At 34.8% G+C, this 23,316-nt stretch carries 19 protein-coding genes; 18 read left to right on the plus strand and 1 reads right to left on the minus strand.

Going from position 1 to position 23,316, the window contains the following annotated elements; translation table 11 throughout:
• Positions 1-230 precede the first annotated feature (230 nt).
• From LN736_RS11805 to LN736_RS11815, 3 genes are all read left to right on the plus strand, one after another.
• Positions 231-1,073, plus strand: a complete 843-nt coding sequence (locus LN736_RS11805) for an epoxyqueuosine reductase (protein WP_150358588.1) — start codon at positions 231-233, stop codon at positions 1,071-1,073.
• Between the two features lie 102 nt (positions 1,074-1,175).
• Complete coding sequence (locus LN736_RS11810) at positions 1,176-1,895, plus strand: lysophospholipid acyltransferase family protein (protein WP_229981586.1); 720 nt, start codon at positions 1,176-1,178, stop codon at positions 1,893-1,895.
• A 33-nt stretch (positions 1,896-1,928) separates the two neighbouring features.
• Positions 1,929-2,771 (plus strand): sulfurtransferase, encoded by an 843-nt coding sequence (locus tag LN736_RS11815; protein WP_229981587.1) that lies wholly within the window; start codon positions 1,929-1,931, stop codon positions 2,769-2,771.
• Between the two features lie 53 nt (positions 2,772-2,824).
• On the opposite strand, the gene LN736_RS11820 is transcribed toward LN736_RS11815, so the two are convergent.
• The gene (locus LN736_RS11820) at positions 2,825-4,207 is read right to left on the minus strand and encodes an FAD-binding oxidoreductase (protein WP_229981588.1); all 1,383 of its coding nucleotides are present in this window, start codon (positions 4,205-4,207) and stop codon (positions 2,825-2,827) included.
• Positions 4,208-4,523: 316 nt separating this feature from the next.
• On the opposite strand from LN736_RS11820, the gene modA reads away from it, so the two are divergent.
• The 15 genes from modA (at position 4,524) to LN736_RS11895 (ending at position 23,115) form a co-directional block, all read left to right on the plus strand.
• On the plus strand, positions 4,524-5,342 hold the full coding sequence (gene modA, locus LN736_RS11825; RefSeq protein WP_150355707.1) for a molybdate ABC transporter substrate-binding protein: 819 nt from the start codon (positions 4,524-4,526) through the stop codon (positions 5,340-5,342).
• A 178-nt stretch (positions 5,343-5,520) separates the two neighbouring features.
• Positions 5,521-6,207, plus strand: coding sequence for a molybdate ABC transporter permease subunit (gene modB, locus LN736_RS11830; protein WP_179977452.1), 687 nt, complete (start codon positions 5,521-5,523; stop codon positions 6,205-6,207).
• A gap of 1 nt (position 6,208) precedes the next feature.
• A complete protein-coding gene (locus tag LN736_RS11835; protein WP_229981589.1) occupies positions 6,209-7,270 on the plus strand; it encodes a sulfate/molybdate ABC transporter ATP-binding protein in 1,062 nt (353 codons plus the stop codon).
• Positions 7,271-7,594: 324 nt separating this feature from the next.
• Positions 7,595-10,324 carry a molybdopterin-dependent aldehyde oxidoreductase gene (locus tag LN736_RS11840; RefSeq protein WP_150355704.1) on the plus strand — a complete coding sequence of 910 codons (2,730 nt, stop codon included), beginning with the start codon at positions 7,595-7,597 and terminating at the stop codon, positions 10,322-10,324.
• Between the two features lie 39 nt (positions 10,325-10,363).
• Positions 10,364-12,640 carry a pyridine nucleotide-disulfide oxidoreductase/dicluster-binding protein gene (locus tag LN736_RS11845; protein ID WP_229981590.1) on the plus strand — a complete coding sequence of 759 codons (2,277 nt, stop codon included), beginning with the start codon at positions 10,364-10,366 and terminating at the stop codon, positions 12,638-12,640.
• Positions 12,641-12,642: 2 nt separating this feature from the next.
• On the plus strand, positions 12,643-12,849 hold the full coding sequence (locus tag LN736_RS11850; RefSeq protein WP_150355702.1) for a DVU_1557 family redox protein: 207 nt from the start codon (positions 12,643-12,645) through the stop codon (positions 12,847-12,849).
• Positions 12,849-13,571 carry a DVU_1556 family methyltransferase gene (gene trsM / locus LN736_RS11855; protein ID WP_229981591.1) on the plus strand — a complete coding sequence of 241 codons (723 nt, stop codon included), beginning with the start codon at positions 12,849-12,851 and terminating at the stop codon, positions 13,569-13,571. Before LN736_RS11850 ends, trsM begins: the two co-directional genes overlap by 1 nt.
• A 3-nt stretch (positions 13,572-13,574) precedes the next feature.
• Complete coding sequence (locus LN736_RS11860) at positions 13,575-14,030, plus strand: DVU_1555 family C-GCAxxG-C-C protein (protein WP_150355701.1); 456 nt, start codon at positions 13,575-13,577, stop codon at positions 14,028-14,030.
• 1 nt (position 14,031) lies between these two features.
• The gene (gene trsS / locus LN736_RS11865; RefSeq protein ID WP_229981592.1) at positions 14,032-15,387 is read left to right on the plus strand and encodes a radical SAM (seleno)protein TrsS; all 1,356 of its coding nucleotides are present in this window, start codon (positions 14,032-14,034) and stop codon (positions 15,385-15,387) included.
• 25 nt (positions 15,388-15,412) lie between these two features.
• A complete protein-coding gene (locus tag LN736_RS11870; RefSeq protein WP_150355699.1) occupies positions 15,413-16,711 on the plus strand; it encodes a DVU_1553 family AMP-dependent CoA ligase in 1,299 nt (432 codons plus the stop codon).
• Complete coding sequence (locus LN736_RS11875; RefSeq protein WP_150355698.1) at positions 16,708-17,751, plus strand: XdhC family aldehyde oxidoreductase maturation factor; 1,044 nt, start codon at positions 16,708-16,710, stop codon at positions 17,749-17,751. The genes LN736_RS11870 and LN736_RS11875 overlap by 4 nt, the downstream gene beginning before the upstream one ends.
• 1 nt (position 17,752) lies before the next feature.
• Positions 17,753-18,859 carry a DVU_1551 family NTP transferase gene (locus LN736_RS11880; RefSeq protein WP_150355697.1) on the plus strand — a complete coding sequence of 369 codons (1,107 nt, stop codon included), beginning with the start codon at positions 17,753-17,755 and terminating at the stop codon, positions 18,857-18,859.
• The gene (locus LN736_RS11885) at positions 18,846-19,454 is read left to right on the plus strand and encodes a histidine phosphatase family protein (protein WP_179977446.1); all 609 of its coding nucleotides are present in this window, start codon (positions 18,846-18,848) and stop codon (positions 19,452-19,454) included. The genes LN736_RS11880 and LN736_RS11885 overlap by 14 nt, the downstream gene beginning before the upstream one ends.
• 60 nt (positions 19,455-19,514) lie before the next feature.
• Complete coding sequence (locus LN736_RS11890; RefSeq protein ID WP_150355695.1) at positions 19,515-21,395, plus strand: sigma-54-dependent Fis family transcriptional regulator; 1,881 nt, start codon at positions 19,515-19,517, stop codon at positions 21,393-21,395.
• A 40-nt stretch (positions 21,396-21,435) separates the two neighbouring features.
• Complete coding sequence (locus tag LN736_RS11895) at positions 21,436-23,115, plus strand: PucR family transcriptional regulator (RefSeq protein WP_229981593.1); 1,680 nt, start codon at positions 21,436-21,438, stop codon at positions 23,113-23,115.
• Positions 23,116-23,316: the final 201 nt, after the last annotated feature.

Genomic DNA, 23,316 nt, shown 5'->3' on the forward strand with positions numbered 1-23,316 from the left:
TCTTAACCAACTATATCTTCAATGATTTTGTACAAGTTTTTTAAGATAAACAGTTGACAAATAGATTGAAGTGCCATATATTATAAATCAATAGAAATTGTTATATGTTAGCTGATTAGAAAAACTAAAGGCTAAGCTTTTAAGTATAGTAGTGGATGTATTATTTTACTATATTTTAAGAAGCTTGGCTTTTTTGAATGAACTTATTTAAAATTTACGAGGTGACAATTATGCTAAATTTTTCAAACAAAAGTTATCAGTTAAAATTTAATATTATAAATATGGCGAAGAAGTTACAGATGAACCTTATTGGATTTGCACCTGTGGAAAGATGGGAAAAATACGGCGAAACAGATCCAGAATATTATCCGCAAAACATATGGCCTGAAGTAAAAAGTGTAATTGTACTTGGCACGCAGATATATTTACCTATGCTTGAGACAACCCCTTCTGTTGTGTATTCTGAATTATATAATACAGCTAACAGGATTCTGGATGAAGCTGCCTATAAAATTTCAAATTATTTGAATGTACAAAAGAAACAGGCATTCTTTTTTCCAAGAGATTGTTATGGGGATATTTCTGTCCTCATAGAAAAACCAGCTGCAGCTTTTTCTCAAGTATTGGCGGGGAAATATGCAGGACTTGGGACAATTGGATATAATCATACTCTCATAACCAAGGAATTTGGTCCCAGGGTAAGGTTGGTATCTGTTTTAACAAATGCTCTGCTTCCACCTGATCCGGTTTTGAAAAAAGATCTGTGTATTAAATGTGAAATGTGTAGAAAATGCTGCCCTACATCTTCTTTTAAGACTACGGAAAATCTTATTGCAGATATGGATAAGAAAAAATGTGCAGCATATCATGCTGAGCTTAAAAGTGCATTTTGCTATCCCTGTGGAGTTTGCATAAAAGTTTGTCCCATAGGTGAAGATAGAAAAGTATATGGCTATGATGCAAAAAAATACTTAGGTGAAAGAGAGGTTCTGAAGAGAAATAAGAAGGACCCTGAATATGCAGGATGGGTGCACTGTAGAGAACATGGTTCTAAAACTGTTCAAAAATTATAATAAAGAGGAGGATGGATGTTTTCATAAATAAATCCATCTTTTTTTTAAAGAAAAATGGTATAATATTATTGTTAATTATATTTTATAGTAAGGAAAAAAAGAATGAGAACTGTATTTTTATATCTGTATTTTACATTTTATGTATTTTATACTTTTTATCTTGAGTTAAGGATCAAATCCGTTTATAAAAATTTTCCTAGAAAAGAAGCAGATGAACGTATATCAAAAATCGTATCAAGATGGGCAAAAAATATATTAGATAGAATTGGGGTTAAAGTGGATGTAATTGGGAATGAAAAACTGACAGAGAGAAATTATCTGTTTGTTTCAAATCATCAGGGAAATTTTGATCCTTTTATAATACTTGCTTATATTCATAAGCCCATGGGATTTATTGCAAAGAATGAACTGCTGAAAATACCTATTATTAGGGAGGGAATGAAAAAAATTCACTGTGTGTTTATGAATAGAAAAAATATAAGAGAGTCTGCAAAGGCTATTGATGAGGGAATAGACAATCTAAAAAAAGGATACTCCATGGTTATATTCCCAGAAGGTACTATAAGTAAATGTCATGAGATGCTTGAATTTAAAAGGGGAAGTTTTAAACTTGCAATCAGATCTGGCATACCCATAGTACCTGTAGTCATTGATGGCAGCCATAAAATATTTGAAGACAACAGGGGGAAAAAATTTGTACCTGCTCGAGTAAGAATGATAATTGATAAACCTATTGATGTAAAGTTTTTAAGTGCTAATCAGAAAAGAAATTTACCTTTAATGGTTAAATCGATAATAGGCGAAAATCTAGATAGAGGGTAATGAAGTGAATTTATATAATATGGAGGAGATTAAATGAAAAATTTTGTTACTACTAAATGGCTTGGAGAGCATTTAAAAGATGACAATTTAGTGATTGTGGATTGTAGGGGAGATTTGTTGGATAAAGAGTATGGGCGAAATGCCTATAAAAAATCACATATAGAGGGAGCTTTATTTGTGAATTTGAGTACTGATCTTTCTTCAACACCAGGAGAACATGGGGGAAGAGATCCTCTTCCGGAAGTTGATGAGTTTAAAAATACCGTGGAGAATTTAGGGATAGATGATGATACCGTGGTAGTGGCTTATGATGATTATAAAATTGCTGATGCGGCAAGGTTTTGCTGGATGTTGAGATATTACATGGGGCATAAGTTTAACTATGTCTTAGATGGAGGAATAGACAAGTGGGTGAATGATGGAAATAATCTTTCTAAAGATATAGTAAAGTCTTCTAAGAAAGGCACTTTTCAGTCAAATGTGAATAAAGATATGAGGGTTGATATGAACTATGTGAATAGGATAAAGTACGATGATAAATGGATGATAATAGATTCGAGAACTCCTATAAGATATAGAGGCGAAAATGAACCCATAGATAAAATAGCAGGACATATACCGGGAGCGGTAAATTATTATTGGAAAGAAAATCTAAACCAAGATAATACTATTAAGGATATTGGTTATTTAAAAGAAAAATTTAAAGATGCCTATGGCAAAAAAGAAGTGATAGTATACTGTGGCTCAGGTATAGACGGAACTTTTAATTTTTTATTACTGGATGAAATTGGTATAAGGGCTAAACTATACAGCGGCAGCTGGAGCGACTGGATAACCTACAGGGAAAATAACATAGAAAAAACCATTATGGAATAAAATTAAAAATACTCTTTCATACTTGTGTAGAAAGAGTATTTTTAATTTACATCTTAATCGATTATAGTACCTGGATTTAATATACCATTTGGATCAAAAGCCTTTTTTACACCCTTCATAATTTCAATCTCCCTTTCAGTAAATTGAAGGGGCATATATTTTTTCCTGGTCTTTCCAGTTCCGTGTTCAGCTGTTATTGTTCCACCATATTTTAGGGCAATTTTATACATTTGCTGTTTGAATTCTTCATAATAAGATGGTAGTTTTCCGTTGACACTGAGTATGAAATTATGTATATTTCCATCTGCTATATGACCTACTGCTGGGATTGTGGTGTTGTATTTTTCCGCCAGGGAGGTTATATCATCAAAAAAGTCCGGTACTGATGAAGGTGGAACAGCCATATCCAGTCCATCTGCTACATGATCTTTAAAAGGTGTATAAGCATTACTTCTTATATCCAAAAGTTTCTTTTGTTCTTTTGAAGTCTCTGCTATAATACTGTCTACTGCATTGTGATTTTCACATATCTCTACAATTTTTTCACTATCAGAATACAGTTCATCTTCAGTTTTCCCATCAAGCATAAACATCAAATCTACGGAGCCTTTAACAGCAGGCCATGTAGTTCCGAGATCTTCAGCAGCTCTTTGTGAGATAAGTCTGTCCATGTATTCTACGGCTAAGGGCGTTATTCCCTCTTGAAGTATCGTAGGTACTGAATCACAGGCATCACGCCTGTCGTCAAATGATATCAATAGAGTTCCCGTGTACTTGTTCTTTGCATAGAGCTTTAAAGTGACTTTTGTAATTACACCAAGAGTTCCTTCACTTCCAATCATCATGCTGAGCAGATCATAACCCATGTTATTTTTTATAAGTTTTCCGCCTAAAGTTACTATTTCTCCTGTAGGGAGAACTACTTCTAAAGATTTGACGTGGTTTCGCATAATTCCATGCTTTACAGCTTTTGTACCTCCAGCATTTTCCATAACCATACCGCCTATTTGGGCACCTTCATCTCCGGGATGTATGGGGAAAAATAATTTATCCTGTTTATTTAATGATTCGAGTAAATCTGACAGAGTTGCTCCTGCTTCCACTGTGATCATCAGATTTTTTTTATCCAGTTCAATTATTTTATTCAATCTTTCAAGAGATAAAATTATGCTGGGTTTTATAGGAACGGCTCCACCACATACTCCGGTGCCACCTCCTCTTGGAACCACAGGTATAAGGAAATTATTAGCGTATTTTAATATGCAGGATATCTCTTTGGGAGAACTTGGTTTAACCAGGACGCAATCCTCCGGTGGTTGAAGCCGGATTAAGGATTCAGTTTCATCAGTTAAATAATTTTGTATCTGTGACAAGCTGTTTGTAACATAATCGTCTCCTACTATTTTTTTTAAATTTTCAATTACTTTGCTTTCCAATAAATTCACTTCCTAATATTTAATAAAATAATCCTTAGATTTATGCTGATTTGTCTATTAAAGCAATAGTAGTCATCGGATAAAATTAATAATACCACTTTTATATTAAATTGTGTATATTTTATTTTAAGATTGCTATTTACTAACTATATTTAAAAATAATACAGAAAATTGAATCACTAGCTTGACTAATCAGTCTTTGAAATATATAATTTTATTGTATAATATAACATAATATAACATAATATAAATGATTTATATGTAATGTTATGATACGTTATATAATTATAATTAAAATAAGGGGGAGTTGTATAATATGAAAAAGTCTAAAAGAATGTTATTTCTCATTATGTCATTATGTGTTGTATTTTTGGCAGTGGGATGTGGAAGCTCTAGTACAAGCTCTAATGAACAAAAGGATTCATCTACAAGTAAAGATAAGGCAGTTACTTTGACTGTGTCAGCAGCTGCAAGTCTCAAGGACTCAATGAATGAAATTCAAAAATTGTACACTAAAGACCATCCAAATGTTACCATTAAATACAATTTTGGAGCTTCAGGCAGTCTTCAAAAACAAATTGAGCAGGGGGCACCAGTTGATGTGTTTATGTCAGCGGCTACAAAACAAATGGATGAACTTAAGAGCAAGAATCTTCTTATAAATGATACTGTAAAGAATTTATTGCAAAATGATGTAGTACTTGTAGTACCAAAGGATTCATCAAATGTTAAAAGTTTTGATGATCTGGCAAGTGATAAAGTTCAGAAAATAGCACTGGGTGAAGTCAAGAGCGTTCCGGTGGGGCAGTACTCCCAGGAAGTACTTACGAATTTAAAATTGATGGACAAGGTCCAGCCAAAAGCTGTTTATGGAAAAGATGTAAAAGAGGTTTTAACTTGGGTTGAAACAAAGAATGTAGATGCAGGTATTGTTTATAAAACAGATGCTCTTGTATCAAAAAAGGTAAATATTGTAGCAACGGCACCAAAAGATTCTCATAAGACTGTAATCTATCCTGCAGCCGTAATAAAGAATAGCAAAAATGCAGATGCAGCTAAAGAGTTCCTTACATTTTTATCAGGAGACAAAGCTAAAACTGTATTTGAAAAATATGGTTTTAAAGTAGGAAAATAATTAGCGGTCGTTTTTATCCGAACGCTGCTGTTGCTAATACTCCCAACTTTTTAAAGTGGGAAATAAGCACTGCTATACATCTGGATAAGGTGATTCTTAGGTTTGCAGTGATTTACTTATGAGAAAAATCTTTTTCAAGAACCTTAGAACCACTTGATCAGGGAGAAGGGGATTTGTTATGGATTTTGATATTTCACCAGCGTGGATTTCTATAAAAACAGTTTTCGTAGCAACGACTATAACATTTTTTGTTGGAATTATTGCAGCCTATTGGATGGCTAATTATAATGGAAAATTAAAAAGCACTGTAGATACCATATTTACACTTCCTCTTGTGCTCCCACCAACTGTAGTTGGCTTTTTCTTGCTGCTGATTTTTGGTAGAAACGGACCTATAGGTAAACTGCTGTTGAAGTTTGGAACGACTTTGATTTTTTCATGGCCGGCTACAGTTGTGGCTGCAGCTATTGTGGCATTTCCACTGATGTACAGGACAACCAAGGGAGCGTTTGAACAGATAGACCACAATATTGTGAATGCTGCTAGGACTTTAGGGGTATCCGAATGGAAAGTGTTTTGGAGAGTTATATTGCCGCTGGCGCGGCCTGGAATAGGTGCAGCTACAGTTCTCTCTTTTGCTAGATGTCTTGGAGAATTTGGGGCTACGCTTATGGTAGCCGGAAATATACCTGGTAAGACTCAGACTATTCCCATAGCTATTTATTTTACAGCTGAAAATGGTGAGATGAGAAACGCTCTTATTTGGGTCATACTAATTGTTATAATTTCAACAATTATGATTTTTTTAATGAATTACTGGAATGAATACCAGCAAAAAAATATATATGGTGTTGGGAGAAAATAAAATGGGACTTTATGTTGATGTCAAAAAAAATTTACATGGATTTAGCCTTAATATTAAATTTAATACAAGGAACAATATTATAGGGCTGCTTGGAGCATCAGGTTCAGGTAAGAGTATGACATTAAAGTGTATTGCAGGTCTTGAAACTCCTGACAGTGGTAAAATTCTATTAAACGGAAAAACATTGTATGATTCTGAAAAAAAAATAAATGTTCCTGTTCGTAAGAGAAAAGTAGGCTTTTTATTTCAAAATTATGCATTGTTCCCCAATATGACTGTAAGTCAAAATATAAGTTTTGCTTTAGAAAATATGTCCCGAGATGAAAAAGAAAGAATAGTTTGTGAAAAGATAGATATGATGAATCTCAATGGACTGGAAAATAGATTTCCCAACCAGCTTTCAGGAGGACAGCAGCAGAGAGTTGCTATTGCCAGGGCTTTGGCAATAGAACCTGAAATATTGCTTTTGGATGAACCATTTTCAGCACTTGACAGCCATTTGAGAAGTAAAATGGAGGAACGGCTTGTATATATATTGGATGATTACAGTGGTTCCGCAGTTTTTGTGTCCCATAACAGAGATGAAGTGTACCGAATCTGCAGAAATATTGCAATAATCAATAAGGGAATGGTTGAAAATTGCGGCGATAGAGATTATATATTTGAAAACCCTACTACTCTTGCCACTGCACAGCTTACTGGATGTAAAAACATATCCAGAATTAAGGTACTGGATGAAAATACTGTAGAAGCCCTGGACTGGGGCTGTACACTTAAGACCAACAAAAAAGTTGAAGGATCTCCATCCTATGTAGGTATTAGATCCCATTATATTACTATGGACAGAAGCTGTCAGAAGGAGAATACTTTTAAGTGTTGCGTGGATTATGTAAATGAAAGCCCATTTACTGTAGCAGTCTATTTGAATAGTGTAGAGAAAAAGCCCTATTCGAAAATCAAGGCATTGCGATGGGAAATAAGCAAAGAGATGTGGAAGAAAATTAAAAATCTGGAGCAGCCCTGGAACATGTGCATAAGCAGCAAAAAGCTTTTTCTGATTTAAACTGGGTTTTTGGTAAAGTTAATAAAATATTTTAAATTTATTTCTATATAGTAAAAAGGCCGCAGGATATTGATATACAAGAGTATCCTGTGGCTTTTTGCTGCTTCAAAACAGAACAGTGTTCGAAAAAGTTACAGAAGTTTTTAATGTATTTGCTCAAAAATTGAACGGAGATAGAATTTTTAAAGACAAATGCAGTAAAAATCAATGCTTGGGTTTTGGTATGTATATTGCTTATATAATAAATACAGCCCGATATGTAACTAGAGGGTTTATATAAAAGAATTTATTTATATAACAAATAACGACCAGGGGGAATTTAGAATGTTTAATAAAATTTTATTTGTTAATGGCATTGCTAGGACAGTTATATCCACTCCAAAGGCAACTTTAGCAGATGTACTTAGGAATCAATTGCATTTACTTGGAACTAAAGTTGGATGCGGCAAGGGTGAATGTGGTGCCTGTTCTGTAATAATGGATGGAAAGGTTGTAAGATCCTGTATTGTAAGGATGAAAAGGGTACCGGATGAAGCTAAAATTACAACTATCGAAGGCATAGGAACCGAGCAGAAACCTCACCCGATTCAAGTGGCATGGATGATTCATGGTGCAGCACAGTGTGGATTTTGTACACCTGGGTTTATAGTATCTGCAAAGGCACTTTTGGATGAGAACATAAATCCTACCAGAGAGGAAGTGAGAGACTGGTTCCAAAGACACAGAAATATATGTAGATGTACCGGATATAAGCCATTAGTAGATGCAGTTATGGATGCAGCAAGGCTTATGAGGGGAGAAGTTAAAAAAGAGGATTTGATATTCAAATTTAAGGAAGGACAAAGTCTTATAGGCACTAGAGCTATTCGTCCTACTGCCTTGGACAAAGTAACTGGAAACTGGAGATTTGGAGCTGATCTTGGTCTTGAACTTCCTGAAAATACTCTCCATATAAAACTTGTTCAGGCTAAAGTTTCCCATGCCAATATACTGTCTATTGACACTTCTGAAGCTGAAAAAATGCCAGGTGTGTATAAGGTTTTAACTTATAGGGATGTACCTGGAAGCAACAGAATAAATGGATTGGCCCTTCCAAGCAATAAAGGTGATGGTAAAGAAAGGCCGATACTTGCGGATAAAAAGATCTTTCAATTTGGAGATGCTATAGCTATGGTTCTTGCAGACACCCCTTCTCAGGCAGAAGCAGCTGTGGATAAGGTCAAAGTTGAAATAGAAGAACTTCCAGCTTATATGAGCGCTCCAGAAGCCATGGATGAAGATGCCATTGAAATACATCCGGGTACGCCAAATGTATTCTTTGAAACTGGAGTGGTAAAAGGGAAAGATACTAAACCTATAATGGACAGTGCGGCCTATGTGGTGGAAGATGATTTTTATGTGGGCAGGCAGCCTCATCTTCCACTGGAACCAGATGTGGGGTTTGCATATATTAATGAAAAAGATCAGTTGGTTATTCATTCAAAGAGTGTTGGGCTTCACGCTCATGCGGCTATGATAGCAGAAGGTGTTGGTGTTCCTCTAGATGATTTGAAAATAGTTCAAAATCCTACGGGAGGTACTTTTGGTTATAAATTCAGCCCTACTATAGAAGCACTTTTAGGAGTTGCAGCTCTTGTTACAAAAAAACCGGTTTATCTTGGGTTTAACATGTACCAGCAGATAACTTATACAGGCAAGAGATCCCCATTTTTCATACACCTTAAAATGGGTGCTGACAAGAATGGCAAGTTGTTGGCCATGGAATCAGATTGGACAGTGGATCATGGACCATATTGTGAATTTGGAGATATACTTACATTAAGGGGAGCACAGTTCATAGGAGCTTGTTACAATATACCAAATATAAGGGGAAAAGGCAGGGAAGTAGCTACAAATCATGCCTGGGGCTCAGCTTTTAGAGGATACGGATCTCCTCAAAGCATGTTTGCTTCGGAAGTTCTCATGGATGAACTTGCGGAAAAGATTGGAATGGATCCCTTTGAACTCAGATATAAAAATATATACAGGGAGGGCTCTACAACTCCTACTGGATGTAAACCAGATGTAATATGTCTTCCGCAAATGTTTGACAAACTGCGTCCTTATTATGAAAAGGCCAAAAAAGATGTGGAAGAGAAAAATAAAAACGGCGGAAATAAAAAGTATGGGATGGGAATAGCAATACTTCACTATAGTTCGGGACTTTCAGGAGCTGATTCGTCCGAGGCATGGGCTGAAATAAATCCTACAGGAGTAACTATTGGGGATTCCTGGGAAGATCACGGACAAGGTGCGGATATAGGTACTCTCACTATAGGCTATGAAGCGCTGAGACCTCTTGGGATAAGACCAGATCAAATAAAACTTGTGATGAATGACATGCAAAAGACACCGAATAGCGGTGCAGCAGGTGGAAGCCGTTCCAATGTATATACTGGAAATGCCATAAGGCTGGCCTGCGGGAAGTTATTAAAGGCTCTTAGAAAGTCAGATGGAACTTATAGAACTTATGAGGAAATGGTAGCCGAGAAATTGCCTTTGAGATATGATGGAAAATGGACGGCACCTTGTGCAGACGGCGATGTGGAGACAAATCAGGCTAATCCATTCCCCTGTTATATGTATGGTACGTTAGTGGCAGAGGTTGAGGTGGATACTGTTTCGGGAAAAGTTAAAGTTGAAAAATTGGATTTGGTATCGGACGTGGGAACTATAATAAATAGATTGGTAGTTGATGGGCAGATGTATGGAGGACTTGCTCAGGGGATCGGGCTGGCTTTGAGCGAGGATTTCGAGGATATAAAAAAACATGTTACCCTGACTGCGTGCGGGATACCTCAGATAAAAGATGTACCGGATGATATTGAACTTGAATACGTAGAAACTCCAAGACCGCAGGGACCATATGGGGCATCTGGTGCAGGGGAACTTCCTCTTGCAGGGCCGCATGCTGCTATTGTAAATGCCATTTATAATGCCTGCGGAGTTAGGGTAACTAAATTGCCTGCAAGACCTGAAAAAGTATTATCAGGGCTTAAGGCCATAAAAGATTGATTTTAATATATATCTTTCAATTTGCAGGGGGAAATATATATGGATTTAGTTAAGCTGTTAAATGAAGGTGACAGGTGCATTGCCGGAGAACTTCCGGCCTGCACGGCAATTTGCCCTATTCATGTGGATATTAAAAGCTTTATAGGGGAAATTGAAAATGAAGATTTTAAAAAGGCCTATAAGATCATTTCAAAAAAGATGCCTATTCCAAAAATAATAAGTAGAATATGTGATCATCCCTGCGAAGATGCATGTGTGAGAAAAACACTGGGCGGCTCTATAAGCATATCTGACATGGAGAGATATGTAGTTGAATTTGGATCATCGTCTAAAAGGGCGGGAATTCATATACCACAAAAAGATAAAAGCGCAGCTGTTGTGGGGGGAGGGCTAAGCGGTATTGTTGTTGCACAGTATCTTTATAAAAAAGGATATCAGGTCAGCGTGTATGAAAAAAGCGGCAAAATTGGAGGCAGCATTTGGGAATATGCTGGAAAAAGACTTCCAGAAGATATTATAAAAATGGAAATGAAAGACGTTTTTGAAAACTGTGTGCATGTGAAGTTAAACACCCCTGTAGGTGGAGATGGCCTGAAAAATATAATTGAGGATTATGATGCAGTCTACCTTGGGACAGGTGAGTGGAGTGAAAAGTTAAATGTAAATCAGAAAACACTTCAAATAGGTAATACGTCTGTATTTGCAGGAGGAAGGCTGGTTACTGTAAATAAGTCTGTAATATATTCTGTTGGTTCTGCGAAAACTGCAGCATTGTCCATTGACAGGTATCTTAACAATCTTTCTATTACGGCTTCCAGGAAAAGGGAAGGATCTTATTTAACGTCTCTTTATGTTGATGTAAATAATGTTAAAGCACAGGATGTTGTTAAAAAATCCGGGGATATCTATAATTCACGAGAAATAGTGAAAGAGGCTAAAAGGTGTTTAAAATGTCAGTGCAGGAAATGTGTGGAAAGCTGCAGCCATCTTCAAAGATATAAACTGAATTCAAAAGATTACATAAGACAAATAAATCACAATGAGACTGTAGTGTGGGGAGTGCGTTTTGCTGACAGAATGATAAATTCCTGTGCACTCTGCGGACTGTGCAGGGAAATCTGCCCCGTATCCATTGATATGAAAACTATAATAGGGAAAACCAGAAGAAGCATGGTGGAGAATAGTAAAATGCCTCTGTCTGACCATGATTTTGCACTGAAAGATATGAAGTTTAGTAATGGATCTAGGTTTTTTATGGCAAAAAAACAGCCTGGATATGAAAGCGTAAAATATGTATTTTATCCTGGGTGTCAACTTCCGGCTTCCAATCCAGGTTATATTGAAAAGATCTACAGCTATCTTATGAAAAATATTGTAGAAGGGGTTGGAATTTTTTTAGGATGCTGTGGTGCTCCGGCAGATTGGTCGGGCAGAGAGGATCTCATGAAGGAAATTGTAGAAAAAATAAAAAATGTATGGACTCACATGGGAAAGCCAATTTTTATCTTGGCATGCCCAACTTGTCTGAGCATGTTTGATAAACATATGCCTTTTATAAAGACGATTTCACTTTGGGAAGTTATGAGCATAAAAGGCGTACCGCTTGGAAATAAAATTGCAGGTAAAAAACATGTGCTAAATGTACATGATGCCTGTACTGCAAGATATAATGGGAAAATACAGGACAGCATAAGAAATATAGCAGAAAAACTCGGGTATATTATAGAAGAACTTAAGTACTCGAAAAAAAATACAAAATGCTGCGGCTATGGAGGTCTTGTGTACTTTTCAAACAGAGATCAGTCAGAGGATTTTATAAAACACAGGATAAAAGAAGGAGACAGGGATTTCTTGGTGTATTGTGCCATGTGCAAGGATTTGTTTGTGTCATTTGGCAAGAGAACTTATCATATTTTAGACCTTATATATGGAGATAATCTGGAGGATATTGCACTAAAAAGGATGCCTACACTTTCTGAAAGACATGAAAATAGGCAAAAAGTCAAAATGAATCTGATGAAACAGGTATGGGGAGAAGATATGGTGAATACAGATGATAAATATGATTTCAAACTCATTTTAACAAAAAATGTCAGAAATAAAATGGAAGAGCGACTTATTCTTCTGGAGGATGTGAAAAAAGTTATTGCCAATGGGGAAAAGAAAAATGAGAATTTCTTTAACCCTGAAAATTCTCACTACTTGGCAAGACTTAGAATAGAAAATGTAACACATTGGGTGGAATATGAAAAGACGGATGAGGGAGTGCTTGTAGATAAAGTTTATATACACAGAATGGAAGTAGTGGAGGAGTGAGTATGGACATCTCAAAAGGAGAAAAAACGCCATGGATTTGTAATAGATGCAGTAAGGAACTGGAGCCCAGAAAAGTGACAGTGCGCTACCTTGGAGGAAATTTTGAAGTGGAACTTCTGCAGTGCCCAAAGTGTAAAATGGTGATTATAGATGAAAAACTTGCCCAGGGACAAATGCTTGAGGTGGAAAAGAATTTGGAGGACAAATGATGAGATGCTGTAATGTCTATGAAAGTGAACATATGATGAATATTATGGGGGAGACCCTAAGGCCTGGTGGATTTGAACTCACGGACAGGGCAGTGAAGTTCTGCAAGTTTTCAGGGAGGGATGTACTGCTTGATATTGGATGTGGAATGGGATCTACGGTAAATCATTTATTTGAAAAGTATAATATAAAGGCAGTTGGACTCGATCCTTCTGAGAAATTAATAAAAATTGGGAAAAGCAAATATAGAAACATGGAGCTTGTTTGTGGAAGAGGTGAAAAAATACCTTTTGAAGATAGTAGCTTTAATGGGGCATTTGCAGAGTGTACTTTGTCACTTATGGGTGATTTGAATGTGGCTATAAAGGAAGCTTCCAGGGTTGTTGAAAGAGATGGATGGCTTGTTATAAATGATGTATATGCAAAAAAGCCTGAATTCCTAAAAGAAATGTGTAAATTTTCAATTAACAGCTGTATGAGAGGACTTCATGATCTGAAACTTTTGCAGGAGTCCCTTGTGGAAAATGGATTTAAAATCATTCATCTTGAAGATTGCAGCGATATGCTCAAGACTCTTATGGTAAATATAGTATTTTCCTATGGCTCTATGAGTGTATTTTGGAACAAGACAGCAAAATGCTCTATAGATGGCTGCGAATTTGGAGAGGCAATCAGAAAATGCAGACCTGGATATTTTATGCTTGTTGCAAAAAAGGGGGAATGATGCATGAATGGCGATATGGCATTTGAAGTTTTCAAGCTTTCTTCATCAGGGCTTTGTTGTACACAGATAATGTTTAAAATGGCACTTGAAGAGGATGACGGAGAAAATACAGATTTGTTGAGAGCTTTCAGAGGAATGTGCGGGGGTATAAATCACAGGGGAAAAACCTGTGGCGTACTTACAGCAGGAATAGGAATAATAGGGCTTTATTCAGCTAATGGAAATGTAGGAGAGGCCTGCAGAGATGATTTTAGAGAGATGATGGACGAATATATGGACTGGTTTGAAAATGAATTTAAGAGCATGGACTGCAGGGATCTTGTTGGCATTCAAAATATTTCAGATTTTGGGGAAAAAATAAGTTATCCAGTAAAATGCGGCGAGATAATTCAAAAAAGCTATACAAAACTTCAGGATATACTTGACCAGCATGGTTATGAGCTTGGAGGCAGGAATTGACATGGATAAAATGAGAGTTCTGTCACATACGGAGAGTTTATGTCCCGTATGCCTGAAAAAGATAAAGGCGGATAGAGTGCTGCATGGCAATGAAGTTTATATGGAAAAATATTGTGACAAACATGGAAAATTTAGAACTGTTTTGTGGAGAGGGAGTACTCCCATTGACGGATGGGTTAGGGACAAGAAGAGAATGTATATTGAAAATACAGCTGTACCCGTTGAAAATGGATGTCCTTTTGACTGCGGGCTGTGTAAAAACCACAGACAGCGTACATGTACAGCTTTGATTGAAGTTACGGAAAGATGCAATCTCAATTGTAAATTTTGTTTTGCAGGCTCCTCACAAAAAGTCATTTCAGAGGATCCTTCTTTGAAAAAGATTGAATTTTTATATAAATCACTGCTGAAATACTCGGGAAAGTGCAATATACAGCTTTCAGGAGGAGAACCTACAATAAGAGATGATCTACCTTGTATAATATCTTTGGGAAGAAAAATCGGTTTTGATTTTATACAGGTAAATACAAATGGCATAAGGATTGCAGAAGATGAAGAATATGTTAAGCATCTTAAAAGATCAGGACTTAGTTCTATATTTTTGCAATTTGATGGGACCCAGGATGATATATACAAAAAACTTCGAGGAAAAGAACTCCTTGCATTAAAAATTAAGGCTATAGAAAATTGTGGCAGACATGGAATAGGAGTAGTGCTTGTTCCAACTTTGGTGCCTGGTGTAAATGTGGAAAATATAGGTGAAATAATAAAATTTGCACTTAAAAAATTGCCTGTTGTAAGGGGAGTGCATTTTCAACCTGTAAGCTATTTTGGAAGAATACCATATAATCCGGATGATGAAGACAGAATTACCCTGGCTGAAGTTATGGATGCCATAGATACACAGACAGGTGGCAAAATAAAAATAAGCAGTATGAGACCTCCTGGCTGTGAAAATTCACTGTGTTCTTTTCATGGGAACTACATTTTAAAAAATAAAGATGAGATTATGAGTGTCACGGATAATTCCAGCAAATGCTGCGGCGTTGAAAAGGCCGAGGAAGGCGCCAAGAAATCAATGAAATTTGTTTCCAGGAACTGGTCGTCAAGAAAGATGGATATTTCCAAAGAAAGATTATTTTTAAAAGGATCGGATACCTGGAAGAATATATTGTATACTATAAAAAATTATTCTTTCAGTATATCTGCAATGGCTTTTCAGGATATATGGAATTTGGATCTTGAAAGGCTCAAAGACTGTTGTATTCATGTGGTAAATCCTGAGGGTAAGCTTATTCCGTTTTGTATTTACAATATCACAGATATAAATGGGAATTATATATACAGAAATAAGTGACTTTTTTGGAGGTGAAGTCGAAAAAATGCATTGTACGCCTGTGGAGAAGTGGGTAATGGATAAAACTGGGATAGAACATAGAAGTAGGGAAGAACTTAGAAAATATCAGTTATATAAGATAAAGCAGAGTATATGTTATGGAAAAAAATACAGTAGATTTTATAGAAAATATTTAAAGAATGTAGATGAAAACAAAATAAAGTCTTTTCATGATTTTGAAAATATTCCATTTACTTTCCCAAAACACATAGAGAATAATCCACTTGATTTTTTATGTGTACCTCAAAAATGCATTTCAAGGGTAGTTACACTTGAGACTTCGGGTACAACTGCTGACAAAAAGAGGATTTATTTTACAAAAAATGACTTGAAGTCAACTGTTCAATTTTTTTATTATGGGATGAAAGCCATTGTAGATGGTGATGACAGAGTTCTTATACTTCTGCCAGGCAGTACTTATGGAAGTATAGGCCAACTGCTCAAAATAGCTTTGGATAAGCTGGGGGTAAAATGCTTTATAAATGGGGTTATAAAAAATTATGAAATTGTAGAAAAATTCATAGAGGATCATGATATAAGCTGTATTGTTGGAATGCCAATACAAGTTTTGAAACTGAGTAGGATTTATCCAAAAATATTTTTACAAAACATAGATAATGTCCTTTTAAGTACGGATTATGTGCCGGAAATTTTGATAAGAGAGTTATCATATAGATTTGGCTGTCATGTTTTTACTCATTATGGAATGACTGAAATGGGTTATGGAGGCGGTGTGGAATGTGAAAATCTAGATGGATATCATCTGAGAGAAGCGGATCTGTACTTTGAAATAATAGATCCTGTGTCTAAAAAAGTATTGGAACCCGGAAATAGGGGAGAAGTGGTTTTTACAACTTTAACTAGGGAGGGTATGCCTTTTGTAAGATATGTCACAGGTGATATAGCTTCTTTTAAAAATGGAAATTGCAGCTGTGGTACTTTTTTGCAAACTATGAGTAGAGTTATTGGAAGAAAAGACAATATAATAAGATTTAAGGACAGTAGCTTTATTTATATGGGAGATTTGGATGAAATTGTTTTATCTTTTAGAAAAGTTATGGATTATAATATAAGTATAGATGAAAATAGAATATCTATAGGTATAAATACTTTTACCAAGGAGGATTTTTATGAATTACGAGACAGAGTGTTTGAAATGCTTCAAAGTATAATTCCATCATATATTGCAGAGATTACGATCTATTATTTGGAAGATAAAATTGAAGCAAAAAACAGCATTGTGAAGAGAAAAATATATGATTGTAGAAAGAAGGTTTTAAAATGAAGGACATCTATGAGGTAATGAATGATCTATTATGCAGCAGGGAAGATTTTGTACTTGCAACTATTTTGGAGAAATCCGGTTCAGCACCAAGGGAACAGGGCACTAAGATGATTATTAAAAGAGATCTTTCTATTGAAGGTACTATAGGCGGAGGCATACTTGAAGCTATGGCCATAAAGATGTCAGCTGATATATTTAAAAATAAGAGGTTTGTAATTAGGGAATTTACGCTCTCAAATGAAGGGGCCTCTGCTATCGGAGCTGCCTGCGGAGGGTCGTTGAAACTTCTTCTGGAATATATAAATCCTGATGATGAAGCTATGAATTTCATATATAAAAAGTCCTTTGAATTAAAAAATAAAGGTGATAATTTCGTATTTATAACCAGATTGGATGAAAAAGAAAATTATGTGACAGGAATTGATAAGTGGATCTGCACTGAAACCGGTTTTTATGGACAAGAAAACGATATGACCCAAAAAATACTTAGAAAAGTTAGAAAGAATTTTAAGAATATACATTTTCATAATGTTAGAGAAGATGACAGATTGTATCTTGTAGAACCTGTATTGAACAGTGAAAGTGTTTATATAATGGGAGCGGGACATGTATCCCAGAAGATTGCAGTTGTTGCTAAAATGCTTAATTTCAAAACTATAGTTTTAGATGATAGAGAAGAATTTGCAAATAGGGAGAATTTTAAGACAGCAGACGAGGTAAAGGTTATTCAATCTTTTGAAGATATATCTCATTGTGTAAAAATAGACAATAGAAGTTATATCATAATAGTCACAAGAGGACATGGCTATGACAAGGAAGTGCTGGCACAGGTTCTAAAAACTGATGCTAAATATATAGGGATGATAGGAAGTAAAACTAAAAGAGATTTTGTATATAAGAGACTCATGGATGAAGGTTATACTGCCGAAGATTTGAAAAGGGTACATTGTCCAATAGGAATTTCAATAGGAGCCCAGACACCTGAGGAAATAGCTGTAAGTATTACAGCAGAAATGATTAAGGTCAGAAGAGAAAGTTAAAATGGGATGCAGTGACTTTGCCGGAATAGTTTTATCGGCGGGATATTCTTCTAGGATGGGCGATTTTAAACCTCTTTTAAAATTTGGAAAATATACGGCAGTTGAAATGGCTGTAAATACATTTATAGCTTCGGGAATTGATGATGTTGTAGTTGTAACTGGATACAGGGGGAATGAAGTGAGAGAAGTACTGGGAGATTTTGGGATTAGGTGTATAGAAAATAAGAATTATCCCCAGGGTATGTATTCCTCTATAGTAGAAGCTTTAAGGGTTTTGGACAGCAAGGTAAAGGCATTTTTTATGCTCCCTGTGGACATTCCTCTTGTCAAAGTCGATACCGTAAAATCTTTAGGCAGTAAATATGCATCATGTGGCAGTGGAATTTTATATCCCGTGTTCAGGGGCAAAAAAGGACATCCACCTTTAATAGACTGCAAGTATAAAAGTATGATAGAAAACTGGGAAAAGCCCGGAGGATTAAAAAATTTTTTGAATGAGTTTAATTCTGATTCTGTAAATGTACCCGTATGTGATAACGGCATCATAATGGATATGGATACCAGGGAAGATTATCTTGGACTTTTGAAATATTTTAATTCCAAGGCTCCTAGTAAAGAAGAATGTTATTGTATTCTAGCTGATTACAGTGTGCCTGATAATATAATAAAGCACTGTGAAAAGGTGTCACAGGTATGTGCCTGTATTCTGAAAAAGCTAAATAAAAAGGGGTACAATTTTGATGCGGATGTTTTGGAAGCTGCAGCTCTCCTGCATGATATATCCAGGAAGTCAAGAAGTCATGCACTGGCAGGGGCGAATATATTGAGGAAACTTGGATATGGACATATTGGCGATTTGATAGGTACTCATATGAATATAGAGGTAGGAGAAAACGACGAAATAAGTGAGAATGAAATATTGTATTTGGCAGATAAGCTCGTGGAAGAAGATAGATGTGTTTCTCTTAGACATAGGTTTGACAAGGCACTTTTGAAATATATTGACAATGCAGAGGTTAAGATAAAAATAGAAAAGAGATTGCGTGATGCAGAGAAAATAATGAATAAAGTGGAAAAGGTAGTGGGAGAGAAGATTGAATTACTATAGGAAAATTTATTTAGTAAGACATGGTAGCGTGGGGAATGGAAATGAAAAGCGTTATGTAGGAAATACGGATTTGCCACTTTGCAGGGAAGGAATATTACAATGTAAAAAATTGCAGAGATTTTTCTCCACTATAGATATAGAGAGAGCATATTTAAGTCCATTAAAGAGATGTGTGCAGACAGCAGATATAATCTTGAAATATAAAAATATAGACAGGATAATGATAGAGGAGTTTAAGGAAATAAATATGGGTAAATGGGAGGGAAAAACTTTCACATATGTGAAAAAGTTTTTCCCCGATGAATTTAAAAAAAGAGGGGAAAGTATAGAAACTTTTGTACCTCAAGGTGGAGAAAGTTTTGAGCAACTTCAAAAAAGGGTTATACCAAAAATGATGAATATTATAGAGAATAGTACAGGTGACATAATGATTATAACTCATGCAGGGGTAAATAGAGTAATATTGTGCCATATTTTATCAATACCCTTATACCATATATTTAAAATAAAGCAGAATTACGGATGCATAAATGAATTGTGTTGGAATGATGAGGAAAAAAATTGGGTAAAAGAGAAATTTAATTTGAATATGTGAAAATTAAGCGCTAAAAATTTTACCATTATATCAAGGAGGGTATATTAAGGAGGGTATATTATGGAGGTTATAAGAAAAACTCATCATAACTACAATGTGGAGTTAAATCGTTCTCATGAAAGATGTAAGAGGCTTGGAATTCAAAAAAATCAAGTCTTTAGTAAAAGAATTGTCTGTGATACAGAATTACAGAGAAGGTTTACTTTCAATAGAAACCTCATATTAACTGCAGAACCCTATATAGAGAATTTAATGAATTTTGTAAGAGGTTCTAATTTTTTTATATTGCTTACGGATAAAGAAGGTTGTATATTAAATGCCATGGGTGATGAAAAAATACTTTCGGAATCATTTTCTATGAAGATGATTCCCGGAGCTTTTATGAATGAGGAAAATATAGGGACTAATGCAATGAGCATGGTAATTAAGACCAATAAACCCATTCAGGTTTCGGGGAATGAGCATTTTATTCATGAATATCATAAATGGACCTGTTCTGCAGCACCTATAAAAGATAGATACGGCAACCTTATAGCTGTTCTTGATCTCACAGGGTATATTGAATATGTACATCCGCATACATTGGGAATGGTTATTGCAGCATCCAATGCTGTAGAAGAAATGTTAAAGGTAAAGGAATATGAGATAATATATAACATAAATAATAAATATAAAAAAAATATATTTAATTTTATTCCAATGCCAATAGTGACTTCCGATTTGGATGGGAAAATAGAAGTCTGCAATGAAAAAGCTTTGAGTATTATGGGTGACAATAAGATTAAAATGGCTAAAATGGAGGATATTATAGGGAATTGGGAGAAGGTAAAAGAGAATTTATATTTGGGGAAAAGTGTTTCCCAGGAAGTAAATTTATATATATCAGGAAGTAAAGCCCGATGCCATTTGATAGCTAACCCTGTTTACAATTCTGAAAAAAATGCAATTGAGATAATATATGTATTTGAAGATATAAAAAATATAAAAAAACAGAATAAAAATCAGGCCTATTACACTTTCGACAATATAATTGGAGAAGATGAAAATTTCATAAAAATTGTAGAATATTCAAAGAAGATTTCAAACAGTAAATCCACCATACTTATAATAGGTGAAAGTGGTACGGGAAAAGAATTGTTTGCTCAGTCCATTCACAATTACAGCAGCAGATCGGATGGACCTTTCATAGCTCTGAACTGCGGAGCCATTCCCGAGCAACTTATGGAATCCGAGCTTTTTGGATATGAAGAGGGGTCATTTACAGGCGCAAAAAAGGGTGGAAATATCGGTAAATTTGAATTGGCGGATGGTGGAACCATAATGCTGGATGAAATTGGAGAGATGCCACTTGACATGCAGACGAAACTTTTAAGGGTAGTTCAAGAAGGTGTAATAGCAAAAATAGGAAGTACCAAATCCATTCCCATAGATGTGAGGATTATAGCTGTTACTAATAAAGATTTGAAAAAAGAAGTGGAATTGGGAAAATTCAGAAAAGATCTATATTATAGGCTCAATGTGCTGCCTGTATACTTACCTCCTTTGAGAGAGAGAAAGTCTGATATAATATTATTTTTAAAATATTTTATGGGTAGTATTTCAAAAAAATTAGGTAAAAAGAGTTTTACTATACCTGAAAAATATTTGAGAAATATGATAAAATACGATTGGCCTGGGAATATAAGAGAATTGAAGAATGTTGTAGAACTTATTGTGAATTCAGGAGCTATACCTTCAAATTATTTTGGAGAAGAAGAATATGATGGTAAAATAATACTGGATCCTGGGGATGAATGTTTGAAATTGGATTATATGGAGAAGTTGCATCTGACAAAGGTATTGAGGAGATTTAAGGGTAATATTACTCATTCAGCGGATGCTCTTGGAATAAGGAGAAACACCTTATATAGTAAAATTAAAAAGTATAATATAAGGACATAGAGCATATCTGACTACTAAACTTTCAGGAGATGTAGGTATTTTGTATAGTTATCTAGGTATTCCTTTGGAAAAACTCTTGCAAATTGATAAATTAAATAAAGCCAGGGTTTTGGCGGGAAAAGGGGGAATGAACAAAAGAATAACTAAGGTGGATGTGATGGAAGTTCCTGATATCATAGAATGGGTTGGTGAGGGAGAACTTTTGATTACTACAGCATACTCTATTAGGGACAATATAAATGTATTGATGGAGCTTATTCCAGAATTGAATGAAAAAGGTGTAGCAGGTCTTGGAATTAAAATTGGAAGGTATGTAAAAGAGATACCACATGATATCATTGAACTGGCAGATGAAATAGATTTTCCCATTATTGAAATACCAATGGATGTATCTCATAGAGATGTAATATCCATTGTTCTAGATGAGGTAATTGAGGAGCAGATGCGGCAATTATTGAAAATAGATAAATTCAACAGAGAAGTGATGAATATAATGATGAAAGGCGGAAGCCTGAGGGAAATCGGAAGAAAATTATATGAAAATATTGGGAATTCACTGGTGATATATGAAAATCTGGATGGCAGTTGTGAAATTTTTTGTACTGAGAATATAAATAAAAATTTAATTGACAAGCTTATTAACCAGCATGTCAATTTAAGTTATAAAAGAATAGAAGATGAATCCGATGGAATTTACAATGAAAGCATAGATGTAATTCACGGAAAGAGCATTAAAAGGGTGACAATTCCAATAGTTATTGAAAAAGTTGAATATGGATGTATTCTTATATGGCTCGACAGGAAAGAACTGACACCTTTGGATAAAATGCTTATAGAATCCTATGTCCATATAATTGCATTGGACTTTGTTAAAAAACTCTCCATATCAAAAATGGAGAGTCGCTATAAAATGGAATTTTTTGATAATTTATTCAGTGAGGATGAAAATAGACAAAATAAGGCTATTGAAAGAGCAAAGACATTTGATTTTCATATGGATAAAAAGCATGGTGTAGCTATTATATATTTAAATGAATCTTTTCAGAATAAAAATACGAGTTTAAAGAATTCAAATTTCAACAGCGATGCTATTAGTACTTTGCTATTTATTATTGGAAGAATATCTAGAATAAGCAGAGAAAAAATATTATATGTGGATAAAAGTGACAGGATTATCATTTTATATGAAAATGATTTGTCTGAGGAACCACAATTGGTGAGGGAAAAAATAAAATGTTTTTGTAATGATGTACTAATGGAAGCTTTAAGGGAATTTAAAAAAGAACAATTTAAAATAGGAATTGGACGTTCTTACAGCGATGCTCATAAACTGAATAAAAGCTATGGCCAGGCGAAATTTATCGTAGAAAAGTTAAATAGGTCAATTTCAGGAAATATCATACATTACGATGATTTAGGCCTATATAGGATACTGGGTTTCGATGGTATTCAAAGTGAACTTGTTAAGTTTTGTAATGATACTATAAAGCCTCTGATAGAATATGACAAGATGAATAGGACTGAACTGCTCAATACTCTTAAAATCTATTTTGAATGTAATGGTAATATGAAAAAAATGTCAAAGAAGATGTTTATGCACTATAATACTATAATATATAGATTGCAAAAAATTAAAGATATTATAGATATAGATCTGGAAAACGCAGATAACAGGTTAAATCTTGAAATTGCAATCAAGGCTTTGAATTTAATCAAATGAGCCTTAACTCATATTGAATTTGTCAGTATATAAGTTATTCTACTATAAAAAAGTTGTCTCAAAAGAGGAGACAGCTTTTTTATGTTATTAATAATTAACAATAAATTGATAGAATATTTAGATATATTACATAAAGCTATACAGAATTAAACATGTTAATATATTATTAGAAAGATAAAGATTTAGAATTATACATGTATA

Origin of the sequence: Clostridium aromativorans (assembly GCF_020908015.1) — a bacterium.
Classification (GTDB): domain Bacteria; phylum Bacillota; class Clostridia; order Clostridiales; family Clostridiaceae; genus Clostridium_B; species Clostridium_B aromativorans.